This is a genomic window from Paenibacillus qinlingensis (assembly GCF_031455095.1).
Taxonomy (GTDB): Bacteria; Bacillota; Bacilli; order Paenibacillales; family NBRC-103111; genus Paenibacillus_E; species Paenibacillus_E qinlingensis_A.
The window spans coordinates 111,651-137,986 of record NZ_JAVDSB010000015.1 but is presented as its reverse complement, the minus strand read 5'-3'; the positions used below and the strand labels follow the sequence as shown (position 1 = coordinate 137,986).

Sequence of the window (26,336 nt, the reverse complement as noted above, 5' to 3'; positions counted from 1 at the left end):
ACCGCTATGAGCCGCATTTTGTTAATTGAAGATGAAGAACGTATTGCCCGTGTGCTGCAACTAGAGCTTGAGCATGAAGGCTATGAGGTGCTTATCTGTGGGGATGGACGGTCAGGACTTCAAGCTGCCTTGAGTGAAGAAGGATGGGATCTCATCCTTCTTGATGTCATGCTCCCTGAACTTAATGGACTTGAAGTTCTTAGACGGCTTAGGCAGGTGAATGCCACCCTGCCTGTCATCCTTCTAACAGCACGCGATGCGATTCCAGATCGCGTCAGCGGGCTCGATCAAGGTGCCAACGATTATGTCACGAAGCCTTTTGCAACGGTAGAGCTGTTAGCTCGTATTCGTAGTCTGCTGCGGCAAAAGAGCTTGCAAGATCAGGCTCCTGAGCAGGATCATTTGCTAAAAATCAATGAGCTTACGATGGATTTGAAAAGCCGTGCGGTCTTGCGTGAGGGTACAGCTATTGAACTGACACCCACGGAGTTTGATTTGCTGCGCTTCCTCATTCAACATCAGAATGAAGTGATGACGCGCGAGCAAATCATCTCCGAAGTCTGGGGCTATGATTTTATCGGGGACACGAATGTGGTCGATGTGTATATCCGTTATTTACGTCAGAAAGTGGACAAGCCCTTCTCCACGAAGCTGATTCAGACGATTCGCGGCATCGGCTATTTGATCAAAACAACAGAAGCTCCGCCAGATAGCAATGCCACCGCCTCAGATGGGCAGGAGCCTGTATGAGCCTAAGACTGAAAATCACACTGTGGGTATCGGTTGGATTAATGATAATCTTATTCTTCAGCTTCACCTTCGTTTATTACATGTTCATCCGTGTGACAACGAAAGGCGAAATTGACCTTTTGAAGGATAAGGCTAGCGCTTTACTGCTGAAAGATCTACCTAATCATCCCGAGTATTGGAAAAATAATATGCAAATGGATGAGCTGCTCATCCCGCAAGAAATGCTGCGTTATATTACGCCAGACTCGAAGGTCGCGCATCAGATTTACTCCGATACGAGTCTTGTTAGTTACCCCGCTAGCTATTCGACAATGGCTTCAGAAGACTTAATAACCGATGCGGATGGCATACTCTTATTCGTACGAACCCCCGTGTTCAAAGACGGGAAACAGGTTGCCCTTCTTGAAATTGGCCGTAACCTGCGAAGACTTGGTATGTATTCTGAAATGTTGATCTCCATTCTTGTCTTAACTTCCATCGGAGCGCTTATTCTAGCTCTTATCGGGGGTTATTTTTATACCAATGTCCTATTTAAGCCCCTTCATCAGTTCATCGCGACTATGCAAAATATCGAGAACAGCGGATCGTTTCGTCATATTACTCTTCCCGACAAACATAGAAATGATGAATTAATGAGACTGGGGACTACCTTTAATCGCATGATTGATAGATTGCAGGAGATGTTTCGTAAACAGGAGCAATTCATTGCCGATGCCTCTCATGAGCTTCGAACACCACTCACGATTATTGAAAGCTATGCCAGCCTCTTGCGGAGGTGGGCTTCTAGCAACGATCAATTACGCGAGGAAGCGCTGGAAGCGATCGTATCTGAGTCAGCCCAATTGAAACTGCTCACGCAAAATCTCCTGTCCCTCACCGACACCTACCGTGAAAATTGTGAGCAGAATACAGACTTCGATCTCATTCCACTCGTGGAGCAAACAGCGGCGTCCCTCCGCATCACGACATCCCGCGAGATTCGCGTGCAGTCCGAGCTCGATATGAAAGAGCTGCCGATGAGTGGGGATCCCTATCAGATCAGACAGTTGCTTATTATTTTAATAGATAACGCTTTGAAATATAGTCAGAAGATCGTTGATATTCGCATCAGTTTGCAAGATAAATGGGTCACTCTTGAAGTCATGGATCAAGGCATTGGCATCGCGGAGGAGGACCTCCCGCACATCTTTGACCGCTTCTATCGATCCGACAAAGCAAGGAATCGCAAGCACGGCGGTGCAGGACTTGGACTCGCAATTGCCCAACATATTGTGCACAAACATCAAGGAAATTTAGAGCTCCAAAGTAGTCTAGGTCTAGGCTCCACGGCCATTGTAACGCTTCCACAATCCTGTCAATAAGAACATTATAAGGGGATTCTCATCATTCTCTCAGAATTGGGCTTTCCCCTTGATATAGCGCGTTGTAAAAGGTTGCATGGTAAATAATAGGGCAATTTTCATCTGGTATACTGAGTCTCAGGTGGACAACCACCTCGCAAGGTTACTCAATTAAGGGTCAACTGATCAAGATTCTATTCTTGCTAGCCATCAATTGAAGCTACCATGTCTTCAATGCAAGATAGCTTGGCGAAATCTCAGCGAAAACTCTAAGGAGGCAAACCCCATGAAAAACCCACAGAAAACTTGGTACAAAAAATTAGTCGTTACGGCATTGTCCGTATCTATAGGATTATCAGTAGTTGCAGCAGGTGCACCTGGTAAAGCCGAAGCAGCTGCGTCATCTGAAGTAACAAATGCTACAGCGCTTACAGCTTCAGCAACATCGACATCCAGAGGAAGTCAGGTTATTTCTATTGGTAAAAGATATCTAGGTACTCCTTACAAATTCGGAGCTACTGCAGGCCAAACACGTAACTTTGACTGCTCTTCTTTCACACAATATGTATTCAAAAAAGTAGGCGTCAACCTGCCGCGTACGTCTCAACAACAAGCACGTGTAGGTAAGCATGTATCTCGCAGTGATTTACGTGTCGGCGATTTGGTCTTCTTCTCCATTCCAGGTAAGCCTGGTGTCATTCACCACGTAGGGATTTATGCTGGTAATAATAAAATCCTTCAAACTTACGGTGCGGGCGGCGTCCGCGTTACCGATATTCATAGCGGAACTTGGTCTTCCCGTTATATGACAGCGCGTCGCGTATTATAGTAGAATTGGATGCTAGCGCTTAGCAAATGACATAGAGCCGGATTAGATGGAAAACCTCCATCTAGTTCGGCTCTTTTTGAGTTAATATTCTAAAGACTACAGGAAATCCATCTAGTTTGTGGCCACCAAACCTTAAAGAACCCCCTCAGCCATTGGGCTAGAGGAGGTTCTTCAGGTATTCCGACGCGGTCTCTAGTAACGAATGTACGCCTCATGGTAGCTCTCCTTCAAACCGCGCTTACGAACCTTAATCTCCAGCAAACGCTGCTTGTAGCTTACACTTGCTGTTCTCGGCAAGACAAGTGTAGGCACCTTCACAATACGATTCTTGCCATTCGAGAATCCTGTCACCTTAACTTGATTGGATTTAACGAATACTTGAAGTGCTCTTGGATCTTCTTCCTTCGCAATTTTCACCTTAATAATGACATGCTCATGCGTCTCAAAAATTTCTGTCCCGATAGATCCAGAGGATGAAATGCTGGCATCCATGCCAGGCATCGCTTTTTTCAGCATGTCCTGTACATATCCTTCAGCCCACGTCATATTATCTAGAAAGGTCTGCCCTTTTTCAGCGAACGGTAGCTTCTGTCCAAGAAACTTCTCAACCTGTTCCCACTTCAGCCAAGGATGGCGATTAAATCCGCTCAAGCCCATCACCTCATTTTGCTAACAGTATATGTGCCTGCATCCCGATGTGACACCCTCCCGAAAATTCAGAGCACCTCTAGGCGGATACCTCATATACTGTAGGTGAGATAACGCAAGGGGGATCGGATTATGCCAGCTATCGTTGGGAATGTGAAAATTATTAGTGTCGGTTCCAGCTCTATCGTGCATTTCGGCGATTCCTTCATCATCTCACCAACAAGTTCCTCTAAAACATTCGCTGGCGCAGGTTCATTTAATACCGGTGATTTCCCGCGTGTCTACAATACGTACAGCACGACCGTAACCAACGATTCTGATTTTATTGATGCCAATGCAAGCGGCAATATTCTCTGACAATAGTCAGCCTAGAGCGAGGTGTTCCAAGGATATGAACTGGACCATCCATCAAACAATCATGATTCAACAGTTAAAAGTAAACTCTGTCGCCAACTCCTCCGTCCTCCAGATTGGCACAGCCGGGTCGATTCGTTCCTTGTCTAATCTGTACAATACAGGCGGTTTCGTAGAGCCAGCACCCGAGCTAGGAACAAGTGAAGTTAATCCTGTTGCCCTTGTTCCTTTGCCGCCAGCGACATAATGAATGGCAACCAAGGCTTATTGAGCAATCCGAAAGGAGGTGCTTTCCCAAATGACCAATACGATCACGTGGCAGCAATGGGCCCAACAACTCTGCGGCTATGTCGACATGCAGAAACAACGCATCGATAAGTTAGAGCAAACCGTTAACAAGCTGCAGGCGGATCTGAAAGCAATGAAAGATGAGAAGCGAATTCACATTGATAAAATAGAATATAATTTTGATCAGCTTAAGGTTGAAAAGCTAGATGGAACGCTCACCATTGGGATTAGTCCTAGTGCGCTGGATCAGATTGAGGATTTCAGCGTGAATGGCAACTCGTTGAACAAAGAGGGAAATGCCGGCGGCATGGGCGCCATGGATATGAATCCTTTTTATCAAGGCGGGCAATATCAAGGGGCAGCACCTAATACTGTCGGCGGCGGGGGGCAAGAAGCCATGCGCGGAGCAGCCGCTAAGCAAGGAAATGACATTCGAGATGATGTGGCTAGCGGCATTGAGCAGTATTTACAATTTGGCGTACAGGGTGATATCAACAACCTTGAACATAAATATCAGCATCCTCTCGATGATGACTACAAAGATTTGATCATCGAAGATATTCGCAAGCAACTGGATACGCGTATTCAACATTATGTGAATCAATACCGCGGCGTTGGGTTCAAGGAACCGTTGGAAGCCGTGACCCATCATATTATGGATAAAACGAAGCAGGATATCTTAACCGCGATTGAGACTTACATAGCCAGTCTGCCCAAATAATTAACGGCATCCTAGCGTAACTATTTTAAAAAAGAGAGAAGGATAAGCGATGTTTCAATTACATGTAGAAAACAAACAATTATGTGTAGGTGATATACGAATCGTCGGGGTATCCAGTGCCTCGGTTTTTCTAATTGGGGATACGGAGGTCATTTCTTTGTCTTCCATGTTTGACACACCACCCGAATCGGTCATTATCTCTCCATTCGTCCCGCTCCCTGCAGAAGCGGATTAAGCGATGGCTCGTTTATCTATCGTTGGCAATGTGTATTTGAACACCATAGGATCTGCGAGCACAATGCATGTAGGCGATAATCGGTTTACGGCTCTACACAATAGGGTCTTCGCTGTCCAACGTGAAGTCCCTTATTATTATGGAAATGAGGGCAGTTTTGCAGCTTACCCTTTCTACCAACGTCCTTTTCCTATCCCGCAACCTCCGGAACCTTTTACTATGTGTGTGGATAACTTAGGCAGCTATATTACGGTTCGTAACATCCGCATTCTCGGCGTCGCGGCCTCCTCTGTCTTTCAAATCGGCAGCAACCGCGTCACGACCTCCGAAACGCGAATTAAAAACATTCGTCAATTCGTCACCGATAAACCAGGCCCTAAAGAGCAGACAACATTCGTCTATTCTAGGACGGACGATACCATAGGCGATGCCCCCACGAAACCGACAGGCTCTCCAGCGACGACCAGCGAGAAGCCGCCACGCATGGTTTTTGTTACGAAACAGTACACGTCGACGCCACCTGCTGCAAAATAACGAAGAGGGGCTGTCCCAAAAGTAAGTTATGTTAATGAGGTATGTGTATACGTTGGAAAAGTAAATGAAAAAGGAGCTTAGCGGTTTGATACATGGTACCGCTAAGTTCCTTTTAGTTTCCGTTTACCGGAAGACCACGCAAATTAAGGTGATGGCATCATCTTATCTTGCGTGTTTTCTCATTTTTACTGGAAATAAAGTGATGCTATAACGCTAAAGCGTTGAAATACGTAGGAAACTTTGATTTTGGAGCTGTTAGCGTTATCGCATAACGTTATTGTTCAGCCCATCGTCCAATAGCACGAATTAGCGTTTTCCCGTAACGTTATTGAAAGTAGTTGCGTCATTTAAGGTCTTTTGGGACAGGCCCTCTTGCTCAGCTTCGCCGGCTCACTTCGTGAGCAGCGGCTGGGCGCGGCTTAGCAGCGCCGCCATCTGTGCTCGCGTCAAGGACGCGAGCGGGCGGAACGTGCCGCCATCGAAGCCGTCGACAAGGCCCCTGCTGCTCATCGCAGCAATGGCCTCTGCCGACCAGCTGCCCGCTGGCACGTCCGTGAACTTCTTCGCCCCGCCGCTAGCCGGCGTGGTCAGCTTTAAGGCGCGGGAGAGCAGCACACTCATCTGCTCCCGCGTCATGCTATGATCGGGCGCGAAGGCGTCGTTGCTGATGCCCTGCATCAGCCCGTTCTGCTGCGCGATCCCGATATTCTGCGACGCCCAGTGCGTCGCAGGCACGTCCTTGAACTCGGCGCTGGCAGCGCCCGCGTTCTCTAGACCGAGCGCGCGCACGATAATCGTCGCCGCTTCAGCCCTTGTGAGCGCCTCGTCGGGCGCGAACTGGTCTGCGGCGATGCCGAGCATCCAGCCGCGGTTGGCGGCGCTCAGGACGTCAGCCTGCGCCCAATGCTTTTGCATATCGGTGAAGTAAAAGCCATCCGTCCACAACTGATAATAGCTCCAAGTGTCAGCAGCCTCTTGATTCAAACTCCAGCTGCCGGTTCCCTTCAACTGGTATTTTCCTACCAATTTTAGCTTAGCTTTTAAAGATTGCTCGTTTTCGTACCACACCGTGTACGTCCCCTCTGATAACGCTTTGCCATTCACCGTCGCTTTCGCATCCGCAGCTTGAATCGTGAACGTCGCTACAGGTGATTGGCTTGCCGCGTCATAACGTACAGTCCCTTGGTATTGATCGACCAGATTCTGAACGCTTTTAGCCGCAATCCCCGCCCCATTCGACGCAGGATCTTGGTTCCAATAACGGCCATACAACGGGATGCCTAGTACGATTTTACCCGCAGGAGCTTGAGATAGCGCATACTGAATGGATTTCTCAACAAAGGGTAAGCTAGCAACAGGACCCGGTGTAGGATCCCCAGGATAGCTCTCATCGTAGGTCATCACCATCAGATAATCACTGACAGCTGCCAACGCTTTATAGTCATATAATCCAATCCAATTCGTCGTCTCACCGGTTGGATTCGCAGCGACCGCCACAGAAACCTCCATCGTACTCGGCAGCTGCTCGCGCAGCTTCCTGACAAAATCCGTGTATTTATCCCGGTAGGCCGCACCTACATTCTCAATATCTAATTGAACGCCATCTAGCTTATTAGCTTGAATACTCGTTACCAGTTCTTTCACTAGCGCGTCGCGGCCATCAATGGCCTTTTCACCAATCACCCGATCGAAATCATTACTTAAAAAAGGGACAACCCGCTTCCCCTGTTTGTGCATCTCCGTTATGAAAGACGCTTCTAGATCGGACACATTCAAACGACCATTTTCATTAATATGAAAATAACTTGGAGACACCACATCTAAGGTTTCACCGCTTTTATTAACTTGTGATAGATAAGAGCTAGGCGCTCCCGAGAATAAATACGACATATTGAATTTCCCTTGAGCCGCCGCAGCCCCAGCAACAACCTCATCCTTATGCATGAATGTTACCTGGCACATCGCACCGACGACAATGAGGGCAACAACAAGCCTTCGCCATCCACGTTTGGATTTCACCCGTCCCAACCCCTATTCTACCGATTTGATTCCTTCTATCATCCTTGAAAGCTACCAAAATCGCTACGAGTAAATACTGGTGAAACGCCAAAAACCGTTACTGCACAAGGTTAGGAACTGTGCATAACGGTATGTTTATCGCGTGTCTATCGGTAGATCATGATCATAAAATTGATAATGGTTCCGTCCCTTGCCCTTCACTTGATATAAAGCGATGTCAACTTCCTTCATCATTTGGGTCGCATCTATCTGATCAGAACGATACATCGTGATTCCCATGCTGACCGTGGAGCGAAAAGACAGCTCTTGCACTTCCCACTTCCGATCGACACATGCTAGAATGCGTTGCGCAATGGCATCCACATGGTCCTGGCAATCTACTGCCGGCAATAAGATCGTAAACTCGTCTCCTCCCATTCGGGCAAACATATCGACTTCTCTCAGACAACCTTGGATCCGGCTTACGAATTCCTGCAAAAACGCATCACCAATATCGTGTCCCATCGTATCATTTATGATTTTGAAATCATCAATATCGACATACAGGAGCGCAAAAGTACGATTCGTTCGTTTGGCCTGCTGCAGCAGCTGGTTCAGCTGCTCTTTGAACAATCGCCGGTTCGGCAAGCCCGTCAGCGGGTCATGCAAAGCCATGGCAAGCAGGCGATTCTCCTGATTTTTGTGCCGTGTACGATCTTGAAGTGCGAAAGCAATCTCCTTAATTTCCCCCTTCTCGTCACAAAAAGGGATCGCCGTGCACTCCATCCACAGGTGAACCTCACCTGCTCCTTTCGCACGAAACTCTAACTTACTACTGGTCTTCGTCTGTAGGGTATGAACAAACAATTTATACACATCTAGGCGAAAATCCGAATCAACAGCCTCGATGATTTGCTCTACTTGTTCAGGTACGCATCCAATCACTTCGTTAAATCTGCCTGATGCATAGATCAAATTGCCCTGCGCATCCAATTGACAATACAAATCCCAGGCTTGCTCAATCATTTGACGTGCAAGTGACGCCATCGGTACTTGGGAATGCGTGATAAAATCTGAATCTATTTCATTGTACATCGCTTACTACCGCCCTCTCCTGTGCTTACATAGAGACCTTGGTAGCGTAGCACGATTACATAAAAATCATATAAAATCAAATCAAATCATCCTAAATTTTATATCAATGGAAAGTCGAATAATAGCACTACTTGTCACTTTATGACGATAATAAAAACATGGATTTTCTTTCCGCTATTTTTCTCGCTACTTTTTACCTAACCCCCACCATCTTTATACCTAAAATTTATAGAAAAACGAGTAGGAACTCGCTATTTGTCAATAAAAGGATAGAAATTATGGAGAGAATCGTTCTATAATGTAGGTAATATCTGTAATATTTGAGAGAGGGAACACCCTTCTTACTTAGGCGTTGTTTCATTACTGAGGGGGATTTTCAGACATGGCAGGAGAAACAATTTTAGTCGTTGATGACGAGCAAGAAATTGTCCAGTTAATTCAACTCTATTTAGTGCGTGAAGGCTACAAAGTCATTAGTGCTAATAATGGACAAGATGTGTTCGGCATTGTAAAAGAACATAGGCCTGATCTAATTATTCTGGATATTTTGCTGCCAGGACTTGATGGTATAGAGGTATGTCGACAGCTCCGCAAAACGAGCAATACACCTATCCTATTCATTTCGTGTAAAAGTGAGGACATTGACATTATTCTAGGGCTCAGTATGGGCGGCGACGACTATATGACTAAGCCCTTTAGCCCAAGTCAGCTTGTAGCCCGCGTCAAAGCCCATCTTCGTCGCAACTCCATTCGTGAGCAGCATCAAGATGATCCTCAATTGGTAAAATTCCCAGGACTAGAAATCGATCTAGTGAGCCACATCGTACGAGCGAATGGTCAAACGATCTCCCTTTCTGCCAAAGAATTTGATCTACTCTCCCTCATGGCCAAAACACCGAATCGCGTTTACAAAATCGAGCACTTATTTGAGCTAATCTGGAGTTTAGACAGCATGGGCGATCCACGCACACTCATTGTACATATCAGCAATCTGCGCAAAAAGATTGAAGTTAATCCAGCAGAGCCCCGCTACATCATTACTGTACGAGGCGTAGGCTATAAATTCAATGGATCAGCCGTGTAACGTTAGCGATGTAACCAATCGGTTACAAGTTGCTGAAGCGGAACCGCAGCCGCGGCAATGACAAGTGCAGGCAGCATGTTCGCCACATTTATTTTTCTAATTTGCAAAATATTGATTCCTACACCAATGACCAAAACGCCGCCTACAGCAGTGATTTGAACAATCATGGCATCCAGCGATGCATCACTAAATGCCATTGCGATCACAGTCGCTAGCAGTGCAATCGTTCCTTGCATCACAAACACAGATGCTGCAGAGAAGACAACGCCAATCCCCAAGGTCGAGGCGAAGATGATGGATAAGAACCCGTCGAGCAGCGACTTGGTGTACAGAATATCGTGGTTATGCCGCAGGCCGCCATCCAAAGGACCCAGTATCGCCATCGCGCCGATGCAGTAGACGAGCGTACAGGTAACGAAGCCTTCTGAGATGCTCGTTGTCGCTGATGGATGAGCTGTCGACTGCTTACTCATCTTGGCCTGCAGCCAATCACCTAGTTTGGTAAGATTCGCCTCAATGCGCATCAGCTCGCCAAGTATACCACCAATCACGATGCTCATGATGACGATCACGATTTGATCTGACTTGAGCGCCATTGTAATACCAAGCACAGTTATCGCAAGCCCTAGGCCTTGCAGGACTGTGTTTTTTATACTTTCTGAGATGCGGGGCAGCAGTATGCCTAATAATCCGCCAATGATAATGGCAACTGCATTCACGATCGTCCCCCATAAAGCCATGCCTTTCATTCCTCTCCGTGTACAAGCTATGATGACCTACTCATTCTACATGATTCTCCTCATAATTTCCTCCACCGTTGGAAATGGTAAGGATAAGCAACAGGAAAGGAGGCATGTTGAATGTCAAAAGATAAATCAATGGATCCCATGACAGGCGATACCGTCGAAACCGATGGTATTTATGCTAATGAAGCAGGACAAGAGGTCACGCTTAAAAGAGGTGATGAGTTTCCTGCTGATCTCGTTCTTGGGCGCACTACCTATGAGCTGCAAGGCTTTGCCGATGAGGCGGAGATTGATCACGATCAGTCAGAGCTTAATCCCATGCGCAAGCGTGTAGATGCACGTACTTAAGCTTAGGTTTTGCTGAGTATGCATCTCTTTGAGAAACCGAGCAACCTCTGTGGCTGCTCGGTTTTTTCTCGTTTGTGCTATACTAAGGGGAATATATGGGTAATCAGGCCCTGGGGGATACGGAAAATGACACGCATAATGATAATTACAGGCGGTACACTGGGAGACTGGGCTTTAGACGAAATTCGCGAGGATGACATTCTTGTCGGCTCTGATCGCGGGGCGCTTTATCTCATACAACACGGCTTTCAGCCGCATATCTCGATGGGCGATTTCGACTCCGTCACATCGGAGGAACTTTCTCTTATTCGCGCTTCTAGTCAAGCGTTCATTGACTGCGATCCGATCTATAAGGATCTGACGGATACGGAGATGGCTTTCAATTGGGCGCTGGAGCAAAGGCCGAGTCAAATTCTGCTAGTCGGCGCGCTAGGTACGCGGTTCGATCACTCGCTTGCCAATGTACATTTGCTGCGTAAAGGGATGGCACAGGGGGTTCCATGTGCGATTATGGATGCTAACAATCTCATTATGGTGATCGATCAATCTACGCATGTAAGGAGAGGGCCTTACACACATATTTCTTTGCTTCCACTCAGCCTGGAGGTTAAGGGAATCACATTGCACGGCTTTCAGTACCCCCTTCATCAAGCAACGCTTGAAATCGGGATGTCGCTTGGCATTAGTAACATTTTGCTTGAGTCAGAAGGGCTCATCGAGCTTTCATCTGGCCTATTGCTTGTCATTCAAAGCAAGGACTAGGGTGAGCTCTCGGCCTACCAAGCTTACTGCTTAATAGGGCGTGTAGTATCAAAATTACATAAAAATTTGGAAATTCGACACGCTCTCCTTTACTATGGAACAGCTAACTCTGGTACAATATAGGACAAGCTAGTCATTTACTGAGATATTGAGGTCGTTTACGCATGCCCCCTGTTCAAGAGAATCTCGTTAGAAATCTTCTTCCTACTAAACTACCTTCTGTTATCACACACTTTGTATCTCGACACGTTCTTACAACACGTGAAGCCGAAATTATTAGTCTTATCGCTTTGCGTGGTTATAGCAACAAAGAAATCGCAGATTATTGCTTTATCAGTGAGAAAACAGTGAAAGTCCACATCGAGAAAATCATGGATAAAGTCGGAACGCGGTCGATGCGAAAGCTTCTATCGGCTATCATCAGCACCGACGCTTTCCCTTCATAATGCACAAAGAAACGCCAGCTGCTATTGCAGCTGGCGTTTCTTTTGGGCGTGGTGTGTCCACGTGCCTACCTAGAATTTGATGGAAAATCTACAGCTAAATCCTGTGTTTATCACTGAAAATATCAAATAGATGGAAAACCTACAGCTAATATTGGCTATTTCAGCCGTTTGAGCTTTATATGCTGAATTTAGCTGTAGGAAATCCAGTTATTCTGCTCATATCGGCTAATTCGCGATAATTAACTGTATCTTTTCCAGTTATTCTCGGATGTACTTCCCATCAGCCCACGCCTACATCGCCGCAGCGAGCTTCTGCACGAACTGCTCCAAGAAGCGTTGGTCGACTTCGTCAAACCGATTGAGACTCGGGCTGTCGATGTCCAGCACGCCAACGAGCTCTCCCCGCACCACAAGCGGGATCACGATCTCCGATTGCGAAGCAGCGTCGCAGGCAATATGTCCCGGAAATGCGTGGACATCAGGGACAAGAATGGTTTCTCTGCGCTCGGCGGACGTGCCGCATACCCCTTTACCGAAAGGAATTCGCACGCATGCTGGCATACCTTGAAAAGGTCCGAGCACAAGCTCCTTCTGCTCAAGCTGCTCATCTACCAAGTAAAATCCTACCCAGTTGATATTCTCCAGAAACTGTCCGAGCAAGGCAGATGCATTCGCTAGATTCGCAATTCGATTCGGTTCATCATGTATCAAAGCGTGGGCTTGCCCAATCAGCAAGGTATATTGTTCTTCTCTCGTTCCACTATAGCTCGATTTCGCAAACATAGATCATCATCCTCTTCTTTCTTAATCTCTCTCTCATCATACCAAATGCGCGGCTTCCAGCCAAAATGTAAAAAAAGGACAATCCGCTAATTCAGCCGATTGCCCTAGATAGATCCTCTTATTTTTGCCCGTAATACGCGTTCGCTCCATGCTTTCGCAGGAAATGACGATCCAACAACGTTTGGTCCATAGGTTGAATCGATGGATTCAAGTTGTACGTACGATACGCGATCTTCGCGACCTCTTCCAGTACAACCGCATTATGAACCGCATCATGTGCGTCCTTGCCCCAACTGAAAGGCGCATGACAGTTCACAAGCACGCCTGGCACCATCGCTGGATCCAACTCGCGGAACGTCTCGATGATCACATGGCCTGTCTCCAGTTCATAAGCTCCTTGAATCTCGGCCTCCGTCATCAACCGTGTGCACGGCACCTCACCGTAGAAGTAATCGGCGTGTGTTGTCCCCAAAGCCGGAATCGCACGGCCAGCCTGCGCCCAGCTCGTAGCCCACGGCGAATGCGTGTGTACAATGCCGCCAATCGATGGAAAAGCGCGATACAACGCCAAATGCGTGGGTGTATCCGAAGATGGCTTTAATTGGCCTTCCACTAGGTTACCTTGCAGATCAACGATGACAAGATCTTCGGCCTTCAAATCCGCATAAGGTACGCCACTGGGCTTAATCACCACGAGTCCTTGCTCCCGATCAATCCCGCTGACATTGCCCCATGTAAACGTAACTAGCCCATATTTGGGCAGATCCAAATTAGCTTCTAATACTTGCCCTCTCAATTTCTCAAGCATCTGAGCTCAACACCTTCCGATAAAATGTATAAGTTTATATCCATTATACACTTGTACGTACATCTGAGCTAGATACTTCTGAATTAATGGGAAAACAAATTAACTTGTATGTACAGCCATCAATCTCTTTTACACTCTCTAAGAATGAATGATCGAAAATACGATCGTCTTGCCATCCGACTCCAGCCGGGTTTCCACGGAGAAGTTACCGATTTGTGTTGTCGTTGTTTCAAGAACACCTTTTGCTGCTGCACGCGCGCATGTATCCGTAAATTGACGATAGAAAATGTCCGCATCATACCCGAACAGGAAGTCGGTGAACTTGCGAATACTTTCCGTATTACGGGCAAGTACCCCATCCTCCAATCGAACTGTGACTCCATAAGTTGCAAATTGTGGATCCAACCAGAGCGAAGCCTCATTACTGTTGCGCGCTGCTGCTGTAGCCCCGCTCAATGCTTGCGCCTTAGCCTCTGAATTCTTAAATAGACGCAGTGTCGTCTCTTCCAAATCGTAATTCGTTCCGCGCAGCTTACCCGCTTCTTCCATGACTTCATACGTTTGCAGCATGCGCTGATCTGGAAAAACGAGCTTTTTGTAGCTGCCATCCTTCGTAGGCACGATCTTAATGAAAGCATCGTTATCATTCTTCACACTGATGCGCTTCGATTTCGTCTGCAGACGCGTAATAATTTGCAATGCTTCTGCACGTGTCACATATTGACCTACACCGAAGTAACCATTCGGATACCCTTCCATGATCCCTTTTGTCATCGACTCTCCGATAAACTTCTGCTGTCTGCTCGATGCACTCTGTAAATCGCCGAAATGGGATGCTGCTGCAAGACTATATGTTTCGTCCTCCAAATATTCCGTTTCTTTCAATAAGTAATACAAAATCTCCGCAACATCTTCCCGCTTCAAGGATGCTTTATAATCACTGAACTGCCCTTTGCTAATAAAGTGCAGGTCACTTGCTAGATCCAAATAAGGTTTAGCCCAGTACCCGACCGTGTTCGGCTTAAACGTGAAATCCCGGTAATCCTGCTGTAAAATATTTTGATTGCTCGCACTTAATGTTTGTAGAAAGCTTGTCTTCCACTTCCGTTCCCCATTCGGGAACTTATCCGTAAAGGCTAACAGTACAATTTTTACAAATTGATCTGCTGTGACGGTCTCATCCGGTCGAAAAGTGCCATCTGGAAAACCATCCAATAAGCCCTGTTGTACCATTTGAACAATCGTCTGCTCCGCCCAATGCCCCCCAATATCCTTAAATCCTGCTGCTTCACTTCTACTTGGTAAGCTGCCAATTGCTAATAGACTTGCTATCGTCGCCATTATCAGCCATTTATTCCACCGTATCATCGCCAATTTCTCCGCTTCTCTCTAAATTTTCGGCACGAACTTCCACCATCCTCTAGGATAAGCCTTCTACTACCCTTTGAGAACATGCTGAAAAGCCCATTCATCCTTGTCGAATAAGCACCCTCAGACTGGGACTATAGCCATATGAAAGGCCAAAAAGACCCTGCCCTCTACTAGGTAGAAAGCAAGATCCATGATCCCAAACGCTATTTATCTATTTCTTACTGTACCCGCGACCAACTTGGCCGAGTTGTAATACCGCATCCAGTCGACAACATACATCATTTTAGCCAAATAATCCGGTGCACTTCCCTGTAAATGACTGTACTGCTCTTCTTGCAGCAATTGGTGCAGCTCATACCCCTTGGCATAAAGCGCCTTGGTGAATGCTTCTTCCGTTTGGGGCTTGTACAGATCCGTGCCTCGGGAAAGTTCAATTTCTTCAATAATTGTGCCACGATAGTAAGGGTAAACATTCATTTGCAGGCCCATATCGATATAGGCTAAACCTGTATATTCAAAAGGAAGCCAAATCAAATTCGTTTTCTTATCTGCTAGCTTCACCGTGTACACTAAACCCAAGTTCAGCGCAATTGGCTGGGGATAATTATTAATGTGTCCGGACCGCAAATGCTCTGCTATATGCTCAACGAAATTCATGCTGTTCTTCCTCTCCGAAGGATCTAGTCCTTCCTTCATATTGCGTGCTAGTGCGCTTCGTTGTCAAGCTAGTCCGTATACGCTTTCTTCCCTTTTGTCCTGAGGGTAACGTTCCTAGTTTCTACTCCTAAGTTTTCTCCTTTCTATGGACAAATTCCTGCCAATTACGACCTAATAAGAGCGATGAGGGAATATTTTCTAATACGGCTCAAAGCGGCGGTTGCTTACGAATGGTATGAGTAAAAGTATTTTTTTCGAATGATGAACTTTTCAGTAGTCAATGCGTCTATATAGGAGAGGTGAGAGAATTGGAAACGACCGGTGTCCATGTATTTGATTATTTGAAGTACATCGCAGAAACAACAGATCAGAAGGTGATCCTTCGCAATTTGATGGAAACCTATGGGAATGATGTGTGGAATTACGCATTTAGCATTTGTCGCAATAAAGATGCAGCCGACGACATTGCACAGGATGCTTTCTTAAAAGTATATCGCAATCTGACGACTTTCCGTGGTGAAGCTGCGGTTAAAACGTGGTTGCTTACGATAACTCGCAACACCGCTTATGACTATATGCGCAAAGCATTTTGGCGCAAGGTGACCCTTGTTGGTTTCGTCCAATCGGGCGGGACTTCAAGCTCCGCAGAGACGGAAGCGGTCGAGAATTTATATGCAAGTGAGATTTGGCAGAAGGTTATGTCTCTATCCGCCAAATATCGAGAAATCCTAATTCTTCACGCGCATTATCAAATGACCACCAAAGAAATGGCCGCTATTCTAGCTATTTCAGAAGGTACAGTTAAATCTAGGCTTCACCACGCCAGACTTAAGGTTCTTAGTCTGAAGGAGCGTGAAGCGCTTGAAAACTCCTGATCCGGATGACTTCCAGAAGCACCTGGAAGAGGGCCCCTTACAACAGAAGGGGTTTACTTCCAAGCTGCAGCGTGACATCGAAGACACGATTCGACATAAGGAGAAAACCAAGTCCAAGGCCAAACCTTTTCTTTGTGTCGCTGGTGTGGGAACTGTCCTGGCAGTCGTACTACTCTTTCCTTGGCACACCTTGCATACACAGAGCGAGGCTGCTGCGCTTGAAGGGAAAATGATGCCGGCAGCTGTAACTGTCTCTACACCACCTCCAGCTCCCATCAACACTGCGTTGCTTATTGGACTTCGTACGGAGCACGAGCCTGAGAACAATAGCAGCCAAGGTCACGCACTGTCGCCGCTTCGTTACAGCACCTATCGAACAATGCTCGTAGCACCGGTTCGCGGACAATTGGAGAAAACGTCTGAAGGAACAGGCATTCTGATGCCTTATAAGCAAAACTTTTGGAAAATCGACTCCCTCAAACAGACAACGAGCAAGGGGGAGTCCTATTATTTATCTGCTCATTTGGCTGATCAGCCCCTTAAGACGGAACGCTTCTTAGCGCCAGAGAATCAAGAATTCAATCGTGTGGAAACATTGTTGTTTGCAGGCAACCAATATGTTTCCATTGCGGAATCCGAATCTGCTTGGAACGGGAATGCCCCTTATTATGCCGATCGCCTCTGGGTGCGTACACTCCCTCAGCTAAAGGAAGCACGCACCATGCAGTTCTACAAAAAGCCATTGGACAAGAATCATGTGTCCATTATGGACGTATATGGAACGAGCTTAAGTAACGAACTAGCCTCGCTGTCTGGCGTCGGTGACAATGCGTTAGGTGTGGTTTCTGGGCAGAGCTGGACGGTAAAGCGCGAACCAGGTAAGTGGGTGGGGAAAGTTGCTGAAACACCTAAAGCAAGTTCAACTAGACCCGACTCTTACGTACTTCGCGATTTCCCACGCGACCTGCCGGATAAAGTCGTCAATCACGACGATATCTGCTGTTCGTGGAGCAATCTCAAGTCCTCGTGGCCGAAAGCCACGGATGCGCTGACCTCTCCGATGGACGATATGCTCGTCATCTTCGAAGGGGATACGCTCAAGTTCTATTCCTACGGGCAAGCGCCCGGCAGCATTCCTCAGCTCACTTTGGATTTACATCCTGGCGAGCAGCTCGTCATGGCGCAATGGGCCACCGATCACTACGTTCAGGAGTGGATCGACAAGGTCGGGCGCTATCTATCTGGTGACGCAGGGAACGTAGTTGAGGAACACACTAAAGTGAAATAAACGGCATAAAACCCGCTGAGTCCCTATGGACAGAGCGGGTTTTATTTGGTCCCTACTAAGCTTTGTACGCATCCATAAAGCCCTGAACAAATCGGGGATCCCACTGGCTCCCCTTCCCCTCAGCGAGAATGGCCATCGCCTTCTCGACGGGCATCCCCTTCCGATACGGCCGATCGGACGTCATCGCATCGAACGCATCAGCTACCGCAATGATGCGGCCAAACACCGGGATATCCTGGCCCTTCAGGCCATCGGGATATCCGGCGCCATCATAGCGCTCATGATGCGAGCGCACACCTGGAAGCATGGGAGCCATCGCTTCAGCTGGCTCAATTTGCTTCAAAATCGACTCCCCTAGATCCGGGTGACGCTTGATTTGCTCGAATTCTTCCTCGGATAATCGGCCGTCTTTTAAGAGTACCGCATCGCGAACGCCGATTTTGCCGATATCATGCAGCAGCGCTGTTTTGTTCAACCAGTCGAGCTCCTGCTCGCTCAGCTGGACAGATCTCCCAATCAGCAAGGAGTATCTAGCGACGCGCATAGAGTGCCCTGCCGTGTAGGCATCTCGAGCATCGAGCGCTGCCGCAAGCGTAGTGTAGTAGCTTTGCAGGAGCTGATTGTTCATTTTTTCACGGGTATCTAGGCCCTTCACCATATGGTTAAACCCTGCGAACAGTCGCGAGAATTCATCCGAGTATAAGTCGGAGGCTCTGACCTTGAGATCCCCCGACTGAACCTGCTTCATCACACGATGTAGATCCTCTATTGGCTGTTGAATATCACTGGCCAGCATGCGTGCGCCTAAAGAGGAGAAACCTACGCCCAGCAATAGTATGATGGCCGCCCATTTCCAATAATCAGCGATCAGCTGGGAGGCATCCACGCTTGTGCTCAATCGAATTTGCGTTGCTAAGCTAAAAAGAAATAACGGCATCGTGCCGATCAGAAACGCACTTAATTGAAACTTCCGTTGAATTGACACAATCACGCGTCCATCCAACGAGACATCTTCCCCATAAATCCGTTCCCCTAACTCCCGAATATGTATTAGCATGGGACGAATGGCCTGCGCCGTCGTAAAAAAATCAAGCAAAGCATGCATACTAGCTACCAGAACGGCACCTACGCCAGCCAAACCAATATAAAATAAAGGCATTGTTAACCAACCCAACGCAATCCCTGCACTTGCTAAGGTCATAGCTGGAATTGATAGCCCTAGGAAGTGGGGCCCTATGATCCGCATCACCGACAAGGCGGGAAAGCGATGCGTTTGTAAATAGGCTTCACGAATTGTCTCTAGCGATGGCGTCTCTTGGCCTATCAGGACACGAATAGGTCTAATGTGCCTCCGAAACATTAGCAATTCAGCGAGCATCATCACACATAATGAAAAAATCATAATTATAAACAACCGGAACAATTCAACGCCCGAAATCGAGAGTGTCGTGGAAATAATGACTCCGCCCACAACGAGCACTGCAATCCCCGAACCCATCACATAATTACGCAAAAGATCTCGTAGAAATTTCCTATATATGAGCATTCAGCACCCGCCTCTATTCAAAACTAAAACTATCCTCACGCGAACTAGACTCGCGTCACCACCTCCATTGTACCGTAATCTGGCAATTTCCGCTCGCTAACTCTAGCAAATTCACAACAAAAGGAAAAAGCCACACTCACGATAAGGAGTGTGACTTTTTTAATGGGGGCGGTGGCCGGGCGTCCGCGCGGGCCTTTAACGCCCTTTTGGGCGTTACGCGGGCCGTATGCAGTCGCCGAGCACAGGCCAGGCTTTCCGCGCTCGCAAGCCTCACACCGCCATCCTACCCCTCCCGCTTCAACGTCGGGTCGGCATCCGTACCCAAGAACGCGCGTGCCAAGTCGGTTACACTTTGGCCCGTGAGTGTCTGGGTGATTTCTGGCACCTGCGCGATCATTTTGGCGATATCACTGGTGATCCGATTCACGCCGGACGTAGATCCGTCCTGCGAAATCACGGTGATCTTATCCACATTGCTCAGTGGTGCCGCAATTTTCTCCGCCAGCTCTGGCAGGATGCGCAAGATCTCCACCGTCACCGCCGCCTGTGTGTACTGCTTGTAGGCCTCGGCTTTCTTCTCCAACGCCTCTGCTTCTGCAAGGCCCGCTAGGCGCACGACCTCCGCGTTCGCTTTCCCTTTGGCAAGCTCCGCTTCTGCCGTAGCCTCACCGCGCTTTCTCGTCGACTCCGCTTCCGCTTCAGCCTCAAGAATCTGCCGCTGCTTGCTTACCTCAGCGCGCATAATGGCCGCCAGCTTCTCCGCTTCGGCTGGCTTAATGACTGAAGCCTCAAGCTCCTTCTGCTTCAGATCAACCTCGATTTGGCGAACCGTTTTGTTCGCCTCTGCTTCCATTTGACGGATACGTACCTGCTCCGTCACGAGCTGCTGCTGAATTTGCTTTTGCTTCAATTCATAGGCCAAATCCGCTTCCGCTTGACGACTCGTCGTCTCCTGCTTGAACTCCGCTTCCTTCATGCTGAGCTCTTTGCGATATTGAGCTTCCTTCGCCGATGCGGCGCTCTCTGCTTCAATTCTCAGTTGGTGCGCTTCCGCCTTGCGAATGGCCGACTCCTTCTCCGTATCCGCTTGCCGAATTAGAATATCCCGCTCAACTTCTGCTTTGGCAATGCTAGCGCTTTTACGGATCCGTTCCACTTCAGGTACACCCAAGTTCTCGATGTAGCCCTGATCGTCCGCTACACGCTTCAGCACGAAGGAGATGAGGTTGAGCCCCATTTTATCCAAATCCTCCGAACACGTTTCCCGCATCTTACTGTTAAGCTCATCCGGGTTTTTCAGAATCGATTCTACCGTTAATTGCCCGACTAATCCCCGTAAATGTCCTTCAACAGAGTGCAGAATCATCGCCTCCCGCTCCGCCATCGAATGATCGAGGAACTGTTCAGAAGCCGTTGCGATCGCAATCGGATCACTTTGGATTTTGATTTGAGCGACAGCTTCGATTTTGAGACGAATGCCTTGTAAGGAGAACATCGGCTGATCTGGCTTCACATCAAAGCTAGTGAGCATCATCGAGATTGTTTTATAGCTCTGAAAACCCGGGATGACAAACGTTCCCCCGCCTTGCACGACTCTTTTGCCACCCAAACCAAACACAATCATCGCCTCATTCGGCGGCACTTTCTTATACGCTTTAACAATCGAAGCCAGTAAGATGAAAACAACAACTACAATGGCAACTACCATAATAAGCACTGAATACATCATTCCGCTCTACCTCCCTGTCATTCCTCACTAGTGGTTGAAGCAAGCGCGAGCTATTCGAATTCACTAAATTCCGTCACCGTAGCCACACCTTTGCTCATGTTCAAAATAACAACCTTCGTCCCCTTCGCTAGAGACTCGCCATTCTCGGAACGAACACTGATGGAACGCGTGGTTCCTTGAAGTACATACACCATTTCACCTATGCCTTTCCCGATAATCGGAACTGACAGCTTGCCTAACTGACCGCTCAGCTCAAAATCGCTCTCCCTCATACTGTCATCGTGCTTATAAATGACCTTCGCGTACAAAAGAAAGAAAAGCCACGCCATCACTAGCCCAGCAGCAATAGCAAGGAGAAGGATGAGTAAACCGCTCGTCATACCAACCTTGTTAAGGATGTATCCCATGCCGCCGAACACCGTCACACCTGCGAGCAAGGAGGACATATTGAACCAGGATGGGCCGCTATGCCCGTGTCCATGTGTACCTCCCGCATCGCCATGCACCTCGAAGCTGTCTACACCGAAGACTGTGATGAGCAACGTAAGTACGAGACCTACAAAAAAACAAACAATAAACAACGTCATCATCGGCTTTACCTCCCACATAAATTTAGACGAATCTGGGAATAAAAGGTTTCGCTTTGATCGATAACTTATAAACACAGCGCATCCTTCTCGTTTTACTTGCGTATAATCATTCGATGACTTATCGTTAATTCTATTAAACAGAAGGAGTAGATTATCCCATGCATTCAAAAAAATGGACTTGGTTAATTTCGGCAGCGCTGGTAATCATGATGTTGACACTTACAGGTTGTCAATCCATACAAGGCTTGGAACTGGCGAAAGCTGTTCAAAATGGCGCAAACGCGAAATCCTCGGAGTCAAAAGGGACGCTGCAGCTTGAACTCGTTCCTGGCAATACGTCTAAGCTTTCCGCAGAGGAAAAAGCAGCACTTACGGCTTTGCAAAATGTGAAAGTTGAGCTTGCCGTAAAAACACAGGACACTCAGCATGTATCCGCTGAAGGATCCATTGTTTATAGTAAAGGTTCGATCCCTTTCACAATGGCAATGGAAGGAACGAAAATCAATTTAACAATTGAAGGCTCAAAGAAACCGATTGTTATTGATCTTTTGGGCGGCGCTAATATTTCATTCTTGTCCATCTTACCTAAAGCCCTTCAAGAACAATTCGGCAATAAATTGCTTGAGATTAAACCCGAACTTATTGGACTTCTTCTAGGAAATGCCCCAGATCCAGCTAAACTTGAGATCACTTCTGTTACAGATAAAGTCAATGGCGAATCACTTTCATTGCAAAAAGCCCACGTAGAGCTTAATGGCACTGAATTGGCTTCCCTTCTGCAAAAGCTGTTAACTAACGTTCTTGCCGACGAAGCTGGCCTAAAAGAAGTGCTTAGCCAGTTGTACGATGCTCTTTACCCTGTCATTCAAGAGCAGATTAAGGCGGGAGATACAAGTATTACATTGGGGATTTTAACAAACAAAGAGGTTACACTTGGCTTGGTATACTCCCCCATTCATGATTTCATTGCGAAGTTAGGAGATTCCCTAGATCTGAATAAGGATATGTTTAGTGCGAATGTATCCCTTCAAGCAGATTTCTATATCGACGCAGATAAACAAATTCGTAAGCAAAACATTGCGATTAACATGCCAGTTAAAGAATCAACAATCGGTGCTTCCGCGATTAAGCTTTCTTATGTAGGTGAAACTTGGAATTTAAATAAACCTGTTACGGCGAACACGATCAACACGACAGATGCTCTTGTACTTAAACCAGATGCTACAGCCATTTTCAAAGTACTTGCTAACTTAGAGAAACAATCTACGTTGTTCAAGATGCTTAAAGAGGATTTGAAAGTAACGAAGAAAGACATCAATATGGCTACTGATGGATCGGAAGCTGCAGGAGAGGCACCTCAACCATTTATTAATGCAAATGGCACGACAATGGTACCGGTTCGCTTCGTTTCCGAACAGCTCGGTGCTGAGGTTGGCTGGAACGGCGATCTGCGCCAAGTGACGATTACAGATTACCTAACTGGAAAAGTACTTCTTTTAACGTTGGATAGCAAAAACGCAACAGTAAACGGCGCATCCGCTCCTGAACTAGAAAGCGCTGCTACACTTTCCAACAACTCAACTTATGTGCCAATTCGCTTCATTGCGGAACAGCTCGGCTGTGTCGTTTCCTTCAATGATGCAACGCGTGTTGTAACCATTCACCGCGACTAAATCGAAATTAGAAGCGTATGGGCGATCACCCTTTTCGAACGGCTGAATAGTCTAGTAGTGAACCTAGGCAAAAAGCCTGCTGCGAGGACGCAGTCGTACGAGAAGGAGTGAACGTTTTATGTATACGAATCCGATGCAACCACACGGACCACAAGGTCATCAAGGTCACCAAGGGCACCAAGGACCTCATGTCGTGTACCAAGCTGATCCGAACTGGCAGAACATGATGAAACACAAAAGAGACGCGATCATGCATGCGCTGCATCCACACATAGGCCGCAAGATTCGTGTAACTACGATCGATGGGCATACCCATGAGGGTGTCCTCATTAACGCAGATGGTCATCATGTGTATATTAATATGGACCCTCAATATGGTCACCATCAAGGACATCACAGACCGATCTACACGCCAGCCCAATATAACCAAATTATAACGCTCGTGCTCTTTGAACTTTTGGTTATTCTTCTGCTAGCCTAAAACGAAAAGCTCGCTCCGCAAAGCCTTCATTGGCCAAGTGGAGCGAGCTTTTTTCCTATAAGGAAGCGACATCACGGTTAACATAGCTTGTTTATTGTTGAATGAAACGCTGGTAGGAAGCTTGGCATTCCGTGTAGAGACGCTCCTCATCAGCTCCCGTCAGGTTGCCATGTTCCACCACAATTCGACCATTCACAATCGTGTAATCCACAGGGCGCTTGAGTCCTACCGTCCCCAGCCATGACTTGGCATCCGTATGCGTGCCTACTGCGTCCAGCTGATCTACACGGACCATAAACAAATCCGCTGCTTTGCCAACTTCTAGACAACCAATATCCGATCTGCCCAAAATCTCTGCTCCGCCTCTCGTCGCTACTTTTAATAAATCGTAGCCTGTGGGCGCCTTAGCGCTGGATTGAAGCCTGTGCAGCAAATAGGACACCCGAAGCTCCTCCAGTAAATTAGAGCCATCATTGGAAGCACTGCCATCGACAGCTAGGCCAACAGGAATCCCCATCTCTAGCATCTCAGGAATTCTAGCAATCCCGGAAGAAAGCTTCATATTCGAAATGGGACAATGCGCGACCCCCGTCTTCGTCTGCGCGAGCAGCTTCATCTCGGCATCGTTAAAATGAATCCCATGTGCGTACCACACATCGGAGCCTAACCAGCCTAAGCTCTCCATATAGGCGAGCGGCCTCATGCCGAAGCGTTCGAGTGTGTAAGCTTCCTCATTCTTCGTTTCAGCAAGATGTGTATGCAGTCGTACGCCTTTCGCTCTAGCCAGTTTAGCGGATTCTAGCAGGATATCGGCAGATACACTGAATGGCGAGCAAGGCGCAAGCACCACCTGCCGCATCGAGCCTACATTGGCATCGTGATAGCGGTCGATGAGCCGCTCACTGTCCGCAAGAATCGTGCGGATGTCCTGCACAACACTCATCGGCGGCAACCCGCCATGATCCTTGCCGAGCGTCATCGACCCGCGTGATGCTACGAAGCGTATACCTAACTGATCAGCCGCCTCGAACTGCCTGTCGATGAAGTGATCGCTGCCTTGCTCAGGAAATACATAATGATGATCAAATACGGTTGTACAGCCGTTCTTCATGAGATCAGCAATACCTGTCAGTGAGCTATGATATACAGCGTCCGGCGTAAGTCCTTTCCAAATCTCATACAAGTAGCGGAGCCAGTCAAACAACTCCAGCTGCTGCACGTGCGGTAAGTTGCGCGTGAATGTTTGATACAAGTGATGATGGACATTAATGAGGCCGGGATATACGAACATGTGAGAGGCATCAATGATTCGCGTGGAGGCGTCCTGTGGCGAGAGCCCCTTCCCCAGAGCTACAATTTGATTACCCTCAATCAGCAGATCCGTCTGCTCCAGCACACGGTCTTCCGCGTCTACCGTTACGATTGCTTTTGCATTTTGAATCAAGATGGAACCCATACTCTTCAGCCTCCTACAATAGAAATGTGCATGAACACAAAAAATCCTAAACACAAACACAATATACGAATATACTGTGTTCGTAGTTAGGATTTAGGTTCCCAGTAGAGCCCCCGAACCGAATTATCGAGGTTATACGAACTATGAAATTATTTCTAAGCATTTGTTAAATTTAGGAATAGTATAGAGCACTTGCGCAGAAACCGTCAAGAGGAACCATCGTCTGAAAATAACTTTGCTGTTTTTCAGAAAAGTGGAATAAGCTTCCTTCATAATGGATATATTATCAAAGCTGCGTTAATGACTAACAAGCTCTCTGGAAACAATGAATTCCTGGAATGAGAAGCGCAGGCACAAATTATCTTTGGAGGTTTATGAACACATGGAAACAGGCACGGTAAAGTGGTTTAACGCAGAAAAAGGATTTGGTTTTATCGAAATGGAAGGCGGTAATGACGTATTCGTTCATTTTAGCGCCATTACTGGGGAAGGTTTCAAAAGCTTGGATGAAGGCCAACGAGTTCAATTTGAAGTTGTTCAAGGTAACCGCGGACCGCAAGCTGAAAATGTAGTCAAGCTGTAGTCCTTCATCACATATTGCTTCAACTGCTTGCGCGTCAAAGTCTATTATGACAAGGAGGAGTTCGATTGTACTTTTCAAAAAAATCATTGGAACCAGTACCGGAAGAACAAACCAGCATCTGGACCTGTAGCACTGAGCAGTGCTCTTGCTGGATGAGAGATAACTTTTCATTCGCCGATAGTCCCGCATGTCCGATTTGCAATTCATCCATGGTCAAGGATTTAAAGATGCTCCCCACCTTATCGAACACAAGCAGCAGGCGATGAACCCGTAATAAAGCCCCGCGTCTCCTTCATTAGGAGACCGGGGCTTTTATCA

At 47.2% G+C, this 26,336-nt stretch carries 30 protein-coding genes and 1 riboswitch; of the genes, 18 read left to right on the top strand and 12 right to left on the bottom strand.

Annotated elements, in window-relative coordinates; genetic code table 11:
- The first annotated feature begins 6 nt into the window (after nt 1–6).
- The 3 genes from J2736_RS27510 (at nt 7) to J2736_RS27500 (ending at nt 2,919) form a co-directional block, all read left to right on the top strand.
- Nucleotides 7–750: a response regulator transcription factor gene (locus J2736_RS27510; protein WP_310501777.1), complete on the top strand. Its 744-nt coding sequence runs from the start codon at nt 7–9 to the stop codon at nt 748–750.
- A complete protein-coding gene (locus J2736_RS27505; RefSeq protein ID WP_310501776.1) occupies nt 747–2,111 on the top strand; it encodes a sensor histidine kinase in 1,365 nt (454 codons plus the stop codon). Before J2736_RS27510 ends, J2736_RS27505 begins: the two co-directional genes overlap by 4 nt.
- A 265-nt stretch (nt 2,112–2,376) precedes the next feature.
- Nucleotides 2,377–2,919: a C40 family peptidase gene (locus J2736_RS27500; protein WP_310501775.1), complete on the top strand. Its 543-nt coding sequence runs from the start codon at nt 2,377–2,379 to the stop codon at nt 2,917–2,919.
- Nucleotides 2,920–3,111: 192 nt separating this feature from the next.
- On the opposite strand, the gene J2736_RS27495 is transcribed toward J2736_RS27500, so the two are convergent.
- Nucleotides 3,112–3,570, bottom strand: a complete 459-nt coding sequence (locus tag J2736_RS27495; RefSeq protein ID WP_310501774.1) for a hypothetical protein — start codon at nt 3,568–3,570, stop codon at nt 3,112–3,114.
- A 129-nt stretch (nt 3,571–3,699) separates the two neighbouring features.
- Between J2736_RS27495 and J2736_RS27490 the strand changes: the two genes are divergently transcribed.
- From J2736_RS27490 to J2736_RS27470, 5 genes are read left to right on the top strand one after another with little or no spacing between them, the layout of a single operon-like run.
- A complete protein-coding gene (locus J2736_RS27490) occupies nt 3,700–3,924 on the top strand; it encodes a spore germination protein (RefSeq protein WP_310501773.1) in 225 nt (74 codons plus the stop codon).
- 34 nt (nt 3,925–3,958) lie between these two features.
- Entirely contained in the window at nt 3,959–4,168 is a 210-nt protein-coding gene (locus tag J2736_RS27485; protein WP_310501772.1) for a spore germination protein GerPB, read from the top strand.
- A gap of 51 nt (nt 4,169–4,219) precedes the next feature.
- Entirely contained in the window at nt 4,220–4,930 is a 711-nt protein-coding gene (gerPC, locus tag J2736_RS27480; RefSeq protein ID WP_310501771.1) for a spore germination protein GerPC, read from the top strand.
- 49 nt (nt 4,931–4,979) lie between these two features.
- Complete coding sequence (locus J2736_RS27475; protein ID WP_310501770.1) at nt 4,980–5,165, top strand: spore gernimation protein GerPD; 186 nt, start codon at nt 4,980–4,982, stop codon at nt 5,163–5,165.
- 3 nt (nt 5,166–5,168) lie between these two features.
- A complete protein-coding gene (locus tag J2736_RS27470; protein WP_310501769.1) occupies nt 5,169–5,699 on the top strand; it encodes a spore germination protein GerPE in 531 nt (176 codons plus the stop codon).
- A 390-nt stretch (nt 5,700–6,089) separates the two neighbouring features.
- Here the strand turns inward: J2736_RS27470 and J2736_RS27465 are convergent, their stop codons facing one another.
- Together J2736_RS27465 and J2736_RS27460 are read right to left on the bottom strand one after the other, a co-directional pair.
- A complete protein-coding gene (locus J2736_RS27465; protein WP_310501768.1) occupies nt 6,090–7,718 on the bottom strand; it encodes an S-layer homology domain-containing protein in 1,629 nt (542 codons plus the stop codon).
- Nucleotides 7,719–7,853: 135 nt separating this feature from the next.
- On the bottom strand, nt 7,854–8,792 hold the full coding sequence (locus J2736_RS27460) for a diguanylate cyclase domain-containing protein (RefSeq protein WP_310501767.1): 939 nt from the start codon (nt 8,790–8,792) through the stop codon (nt 7,854–7,856).
- Nucleotides 8,793–9,174: 382 nt separating this feature from the next.
- Between J2736_RS27460 and J2736_RS27455 the strand changes: the two genes are divergently transcribed.
- Nucleotides 9,175–9,876 carry a response regulator transcription factor gene (locus J2736_RS27455; protein ID WP_310501766.1) on the top strand — a complete coding sequence of 234 codons (702 nt, stop codon included), beginning with the start codon at nt 9,175–9,177 and terminating at the stop codon, nt 9,874–9,876.
- A gap of 2 nt (nt 9,877–9,878) precedes the next feature.
- On the opposite strand, the gene J2736_RS27450 is transcribed toward J2736_RS27455, so the two are convergent.
- A complete protein-coding gene (locus J2736_RS27450; protein WP_310501765.1) occupies nt 9,879–10,616 on the bottom strand; it encodes a DUF554 domain-containing protein in 738 nt (245 codons plus the stop codon).
- Between the two features lie 120 nt (nt 10,617–10,736).
- On the opposite strand from J2736_RS27450, the gene J2736_RS27445 reads away from it, so the two are divergent.
- The 3 genes from J2736_RS27445 (at nt 10,737) to J2736_RS27435 (ending at nt 12,178) form a co-directional block, all read left to right on the top strand.
- Complete coding sequence (locus J2736_RS27445) at nt 10,737–10,970, top strand: hypothetical protein (RefSeq protein ID WP_310501764.1); 234 nt, start codon at nt 10,737–10,739, stop codon at nt 10,968–10,970.
- Between the two features lie 126 nt (nt 10,971–11,096).
- On the top strand, nt 11,097–11,732 hold the full coding sequence (locus tag J2736_RS27440) for a thiamine diphosphokinase (RefSeq protein ID WP_310501763.1): 636 nt from the start codon (nt 11,097–11,099) through the stop codon (nt 11,730–11,732).
- A 164-nt stretch (nt 11,733–11,896) separates the two neighbouring features.
- Entirely contained in the window at nt 11,897–12,178 is a 282-nt protein-coding gene (locus tag J2736_RS27435; protein WP_310501762.1) for a helix-turn-helix domain-containing protein, read from the top strand.
- A gap of 291 nt (nt 12,179–12,469) precedes the next feature.
- Here J2736_RS27435 and J2736_RS27430 read toward each other — a convergent pair whose 3' ends face one another.
- The 4 genes from J2736_RS27430 to J2736_RS27415 form a co-directional block, all read right to left on the bottom strand.
- Entirely contained in the window at nt 12,470–12,961 is a 492-nt protein-coding gene (locus J2736_RS27430; protein WP_310501761.1) for a GAF domain-containing protein, read from the bottom strand.
- 118 nt (nt 12,962–13,079) lie between these two features.
- Entirely contained in the window at nt 13,080–13,769 is a 690-nt protein-coding gene (gene araD, locus J2736_RS27425; protein WP_310501760.1) for an L-ribulose-5-phosphate 4-epimerase, read from the bottom strand.
- Between the two features lie 138 nt (nt 13,770–13,907).
- The gene (locus tag J2736_RS27420) at nt 13,908–15,137 is read right to left on the bottom strand and encodes an S-layer homology domain-containing protein (protein ID WP_310501759.1); all 1,230 of its coding nucleotides are present in this window, start codon (nt 15,135–15,137) and stop codon (nt 13,908–13,910) included.
- 210 nt (nt 15,138–15,347) lie between these two features.
- A complete protein-coding gene (locus J2736_RS27415; protein ID WP_310501758.1) occupies nt 15,348–15,797 on the bottom strand; it encodes a hypothetical protein in 450 nt (149 codons plus the stop codon).
- 308 nt (nt 15,798–16,105) lie between these two features.
- On the opposite strand from J2736_RS27415, the gene J2736_RS27410 reads away from it, so the two are divergent.
- Together J2736_RS27410 and J2736_RS27405 are read left to right on the top strand one after the other, a co-directional pair.
- Nucleotides 16,106–16,672 carry an RNA polymerase sigma factor gene (locus J2736_RS27410; protein WP_310501757.1) on the top strand — a complete coding sequence of 189 codons (567 nt, stop codon included), beginning with the start codon at nt 16,106–16,108 and terminating at the stop codon, nt 16,670–16,672.
- Nucleotides 16,659–17,960: a hypothetical protein gene (locus tag J2736_RS27405; protein WP_310501756.1), complete on the top strand. Its 1,302-nt coding sequence runs from the start codon at nt 16,659–16,661 to the stop codon at nt 17,958–17,960. The genes J2736_RS27410 and J2736_RS27405 overlap by 14 nt, the downstream gene beginning before the upstream one ends.
- A gap of 55 nt (nt 17,961–18,015) precedes the next feature.
- Here J2736_RS27405 and J2736_RS27400 read toward each other — a convergent pair whose 3' ends face one another.
- The 3 genes from J2736_RS27400 to J2736_RS27390 form a co-directional block, all read right to left on the bottom strand.
- Nucleotides 18,016–19,506, bottom strand: a complete 1,491-nt coding sequence (locus J2736_RS27400; protein ID WP_310501755.1) for an HD domain-containing phosphohydrolase — start codon at nt 19,504–19,506, stop codon at nt 18,016–18,018.
- Between the two features lie 283 nt (nt 19,507–19,789).
- Nucleotides 19,790–21,235, bottom strand: coding sequence for a flotillin family protein (locus J2736_RS27395; RefSeq protein ID WP_310501754.1), 1,446 nt, complete (start codon nt 21,233–21,235; stop codon nt 19,790–19,792).
- Nucleotides 21,236–21,285: 50 nt separating this feature from the next.
- Nucleotides 21,286–21,825: a hypothetical protein gene (locus tag J2736_RS27390; protein WP_310501753.1), complete on the bottom strand. Its 540-nt coding sequence runs from the start codon at nt 21,823–21,825 to the stop codon at nt 21,286–21,288.
- 158 nt (nt 21,826–21,983) lie between these two features.
- Here J2736_RS27390 and J2736_RS27385 point away from each other — a divergent pair, with 158 nt between their 5' ends.
- Together J2736_RS27385 and J2736_RS27380 are read left to right on the top strand one after the other, a co-directional pair.
- A complete protein-coding gene (locus tag J2736_RS27385; RefSeq protein ID WP_310501752.1) occupies nt 21,984–23,498 on the top strand; it encodes a copper amine oxidase N-terminal domain-containing protein in 1,515 nt (504 codons plus the stop codon).
- A gap of 118 nt (nt 23,499–23,616) precedes the next feature.
- On the top strand, nt 23,617–23,979 hold the full coding sequence (locus J2736_RS27380) for an acetyl-CoA acetyltransferase (RefSeq protein ID WP_310501751.1): 363 nt from the start codon (nt 23,617–23,619) through the stop codon (nt 23,977–23,979).
- Nucleotides 23,980–24,070: 91 nt separating this feature from the next.
- Here J2736_RS27380 and J2736_RS27375 read toward each other — a convergent pair whose 3' ends face one another.
- Nucleotides 24,071–25,435 (bottom strand): 8-oxoguanine deaminase, encoded by a 1,365-nt coding sequence (locus J2736_RS27375; RefSeq protein ID WP_310501750.1) that lies wholly within the window; start codon nt 25,433–25,435, stop codon nt 24,071–24,073.
- A gap of 63 nt (nt 25,436–25,498) precedes the next feature.
- A riboswitch (purine riboswitch) is annotated at nt 25,499–25,595 on the bottom strand.
- A 222-nt stretch (nt 25,596–25,817) separates the two neighbouring features.
- Here J2736_RS27375 and J2736_RS27370 point away from each other — a divergent pair.
- Nucleotides 25,818–26,018 (top strand): cold-shock protein, encoded by a 201-nt coding sequence (locus J2736_RS27370; RefSeq protein WP_028555458.1) that lies wholly within the window; start codon nt 25,818–25,820, stop codon nt 26,016–26,018.
- Between the two features lie 65 nt (nt 26,019–26,083).
- Nucleotides 26,084–26,284: a cold-shock protein gene (locus J2736_RS27365; protein WP_082562262.1), complete on the top strand. Its 201-nt coding sequence runs from the start codon at nt 26,084–26,086 to the stop codon at nt 26,282–26,284.
- The last annotated feature ends 52 nt before the right edge of the window (nt 26,285–26,336 follow it).

Excerpts from the sequence above, each read along its gene's own strand:
- J2736_RS27415 (WP_310501758.1), bottom strand. The coding sequence starts at position 15,797 with ATGAATTTCGTTGAGCATATAGCAGAGCATTTGCGGTCCGGACACATT.
- J2736_RS27370 (WP_028555458.1), top strand. The coding sequence starts at position 25,818 with ATGGAAACAGGCACGGTAAAGTGGTTTAACGCAGAAAAAGGATTTGGT.
- J2736_RS27505 (WP_310501776.1), top strand. The coding sequence starts at position 747 with ATGAGCCTAAGACTGAAAATCACACTGTGGGTATCGGTTGGATTAATG.
- J2736_RS27450 (WP_310501765.1), bottom strand. The coding sequence starts at position 10,616 with ATGGCTTTATGGGGGACGATCGTGAATGCAGTTGCCATTATCATTGGC.
- J2736_RS27500 (WP_310501775.1), top strand. The coding sequence starts at position 2,377 with ATGAAAAACCCACAGAAAACTTGGTACAAAAAATTAGTCGTTACGGCA.
- J2736_RS27510 (WP_310501777.1), top strand. The coding sequence starts at position 7 with ATGAGCCGCATTTTGTTAATTGAAGATGAAGAACGTATTGCCCGTGTG.
- J2736_RS27455 (WP_310501766.1), top strand. The coding sequence starts at position 9,175 with ATGGCAGGAGAAACAATTTTAGTCGTTGATGACGAGCAAGAAATTGTC.
- J2736_RS27445 (WP_310501764.1), top strand. The coding sequence starts at position 10,737 with ATGTCAAAAGATAAATCAATGGATCCCATGACAGGCGATACCGTCGAA.
- J2736_RS27435 (WP_310501762.1), top strand. The coding sequence starts at position 11,897 with ATGCCCCCTGTTCAAGAGAATCTCGTTAGAAATCTTCTTCCTACTAAA.
- J2736_RS27440 (WP_310501763.1), top strand. The coding sequence starts at position 11,097 with ATGACACGCATAATGATAATTACAGGCGGTACACTGGGAGACTGGGCT.
- araD (WP_310501760.1), bottom strand. The coding sequence starts at position 13,769 with ATGCTTGAGAAATTGAGAGGGCAAGTATTAGAAGCTAATTTGGATCTG.
- J2736_RS27485 (WP_310501772.1), top strand. The coding sequence starts at position 3,959 with ATGAACTGGACCATCCATCAAACAATCATGATTCAACAGTTAAAAGTA.
- J2736_RS27395 (WP_310501754.1), bottom strand. The coding sequence starts at position 21,235 with ATGATGTATTCAGTGCTTATTATGGTAGTTGCCATTGTAGTTGTTGTT.
- J2736_RS27475 (WP_310501770.1), top strand. The coding sequence starts at position 4,980 with ATGTTTCAATTACATGTAGAAAACAAACAATTATGTGTAGGTGATATA.
- J2736_RS27375 (WP_310501750.1), bottom strand. The coding sequence starts at position 25,435 with ATGGGTTCCATCTTGATTCAAAATGCAAAAGCAATCGTAACGGTAGAC.
- J2736_RS27400 (WP_310501755.1), bottom strand. The coding sequence starts at position 19,506 with ATGCTCATATATAGGAAATTTCTACGAGATCTTTTGCGTAATTATGTG.
- J2736_RS27460 (WP_310501767.1), bottom strand. The coding sequence starts at position 8,792 with ATGTACAATGAAATAGATTCAGATTTTATCACGCATTCCCAAGTACCG.
- J2736_RS27385 (WP_310501752.1), top strand. The coding sequence starts at position 21,984 with ATGCATTCAAAAAAATGGACTTGGTTAATTTCGGCAGCGCTGGTAATC.
- J2736_RS27430 (WP_310501761.1), bottom strand. The coding sequence starts at position 12,961 with ATGTTTGCGAAATCGAGCTATAGTGGAACGAGAGAAGAACAATATACC.
- gerPC (WP_310501771.1), top strand. The coding sequence starts at position 4,220 with ATGACCAATACGATCACGTGGCAGCAATGGGCCCAACAACTCTGCGGC.
- J2736_RS27470 (WP_310501769.1), top strand. The coding sequence starts at position 5,169 with ATGGCTCGTTTATCTATCGTTGGCAATGTGTATTTGAACACCATAGGA.
- J2736_RS27390 (WP_310501753.1), bottom strand. The coding sequence starts at position 21,825 with ATGATGACGTTGTTTATTGTTTGTTTTTTTGTAGGTCTCGTACTTACG.
- J2736_RS27420 (WP_310501759.1), bottom strand. The coding sequence starts at position 15,137 with ATGATACGGTGGAATAAATGGCTGATAATGGCGACGATAGCAAGTCTA.
- J2736_RS27490 (WP_310501773.1), top strand. The coding sequence starts at position 3,700 with ATGCCAGCTATCGTTGGGAATGTGAAAATTATTAGTGTCGGTTCCAGC.
- J2736_RS27380 (WP_310501751.1), top strand. The coding sequence starts at position 23,617 with ATGTATACGAATCCGATGCAACCACACGGACCACAAGGTCATCAAGGT.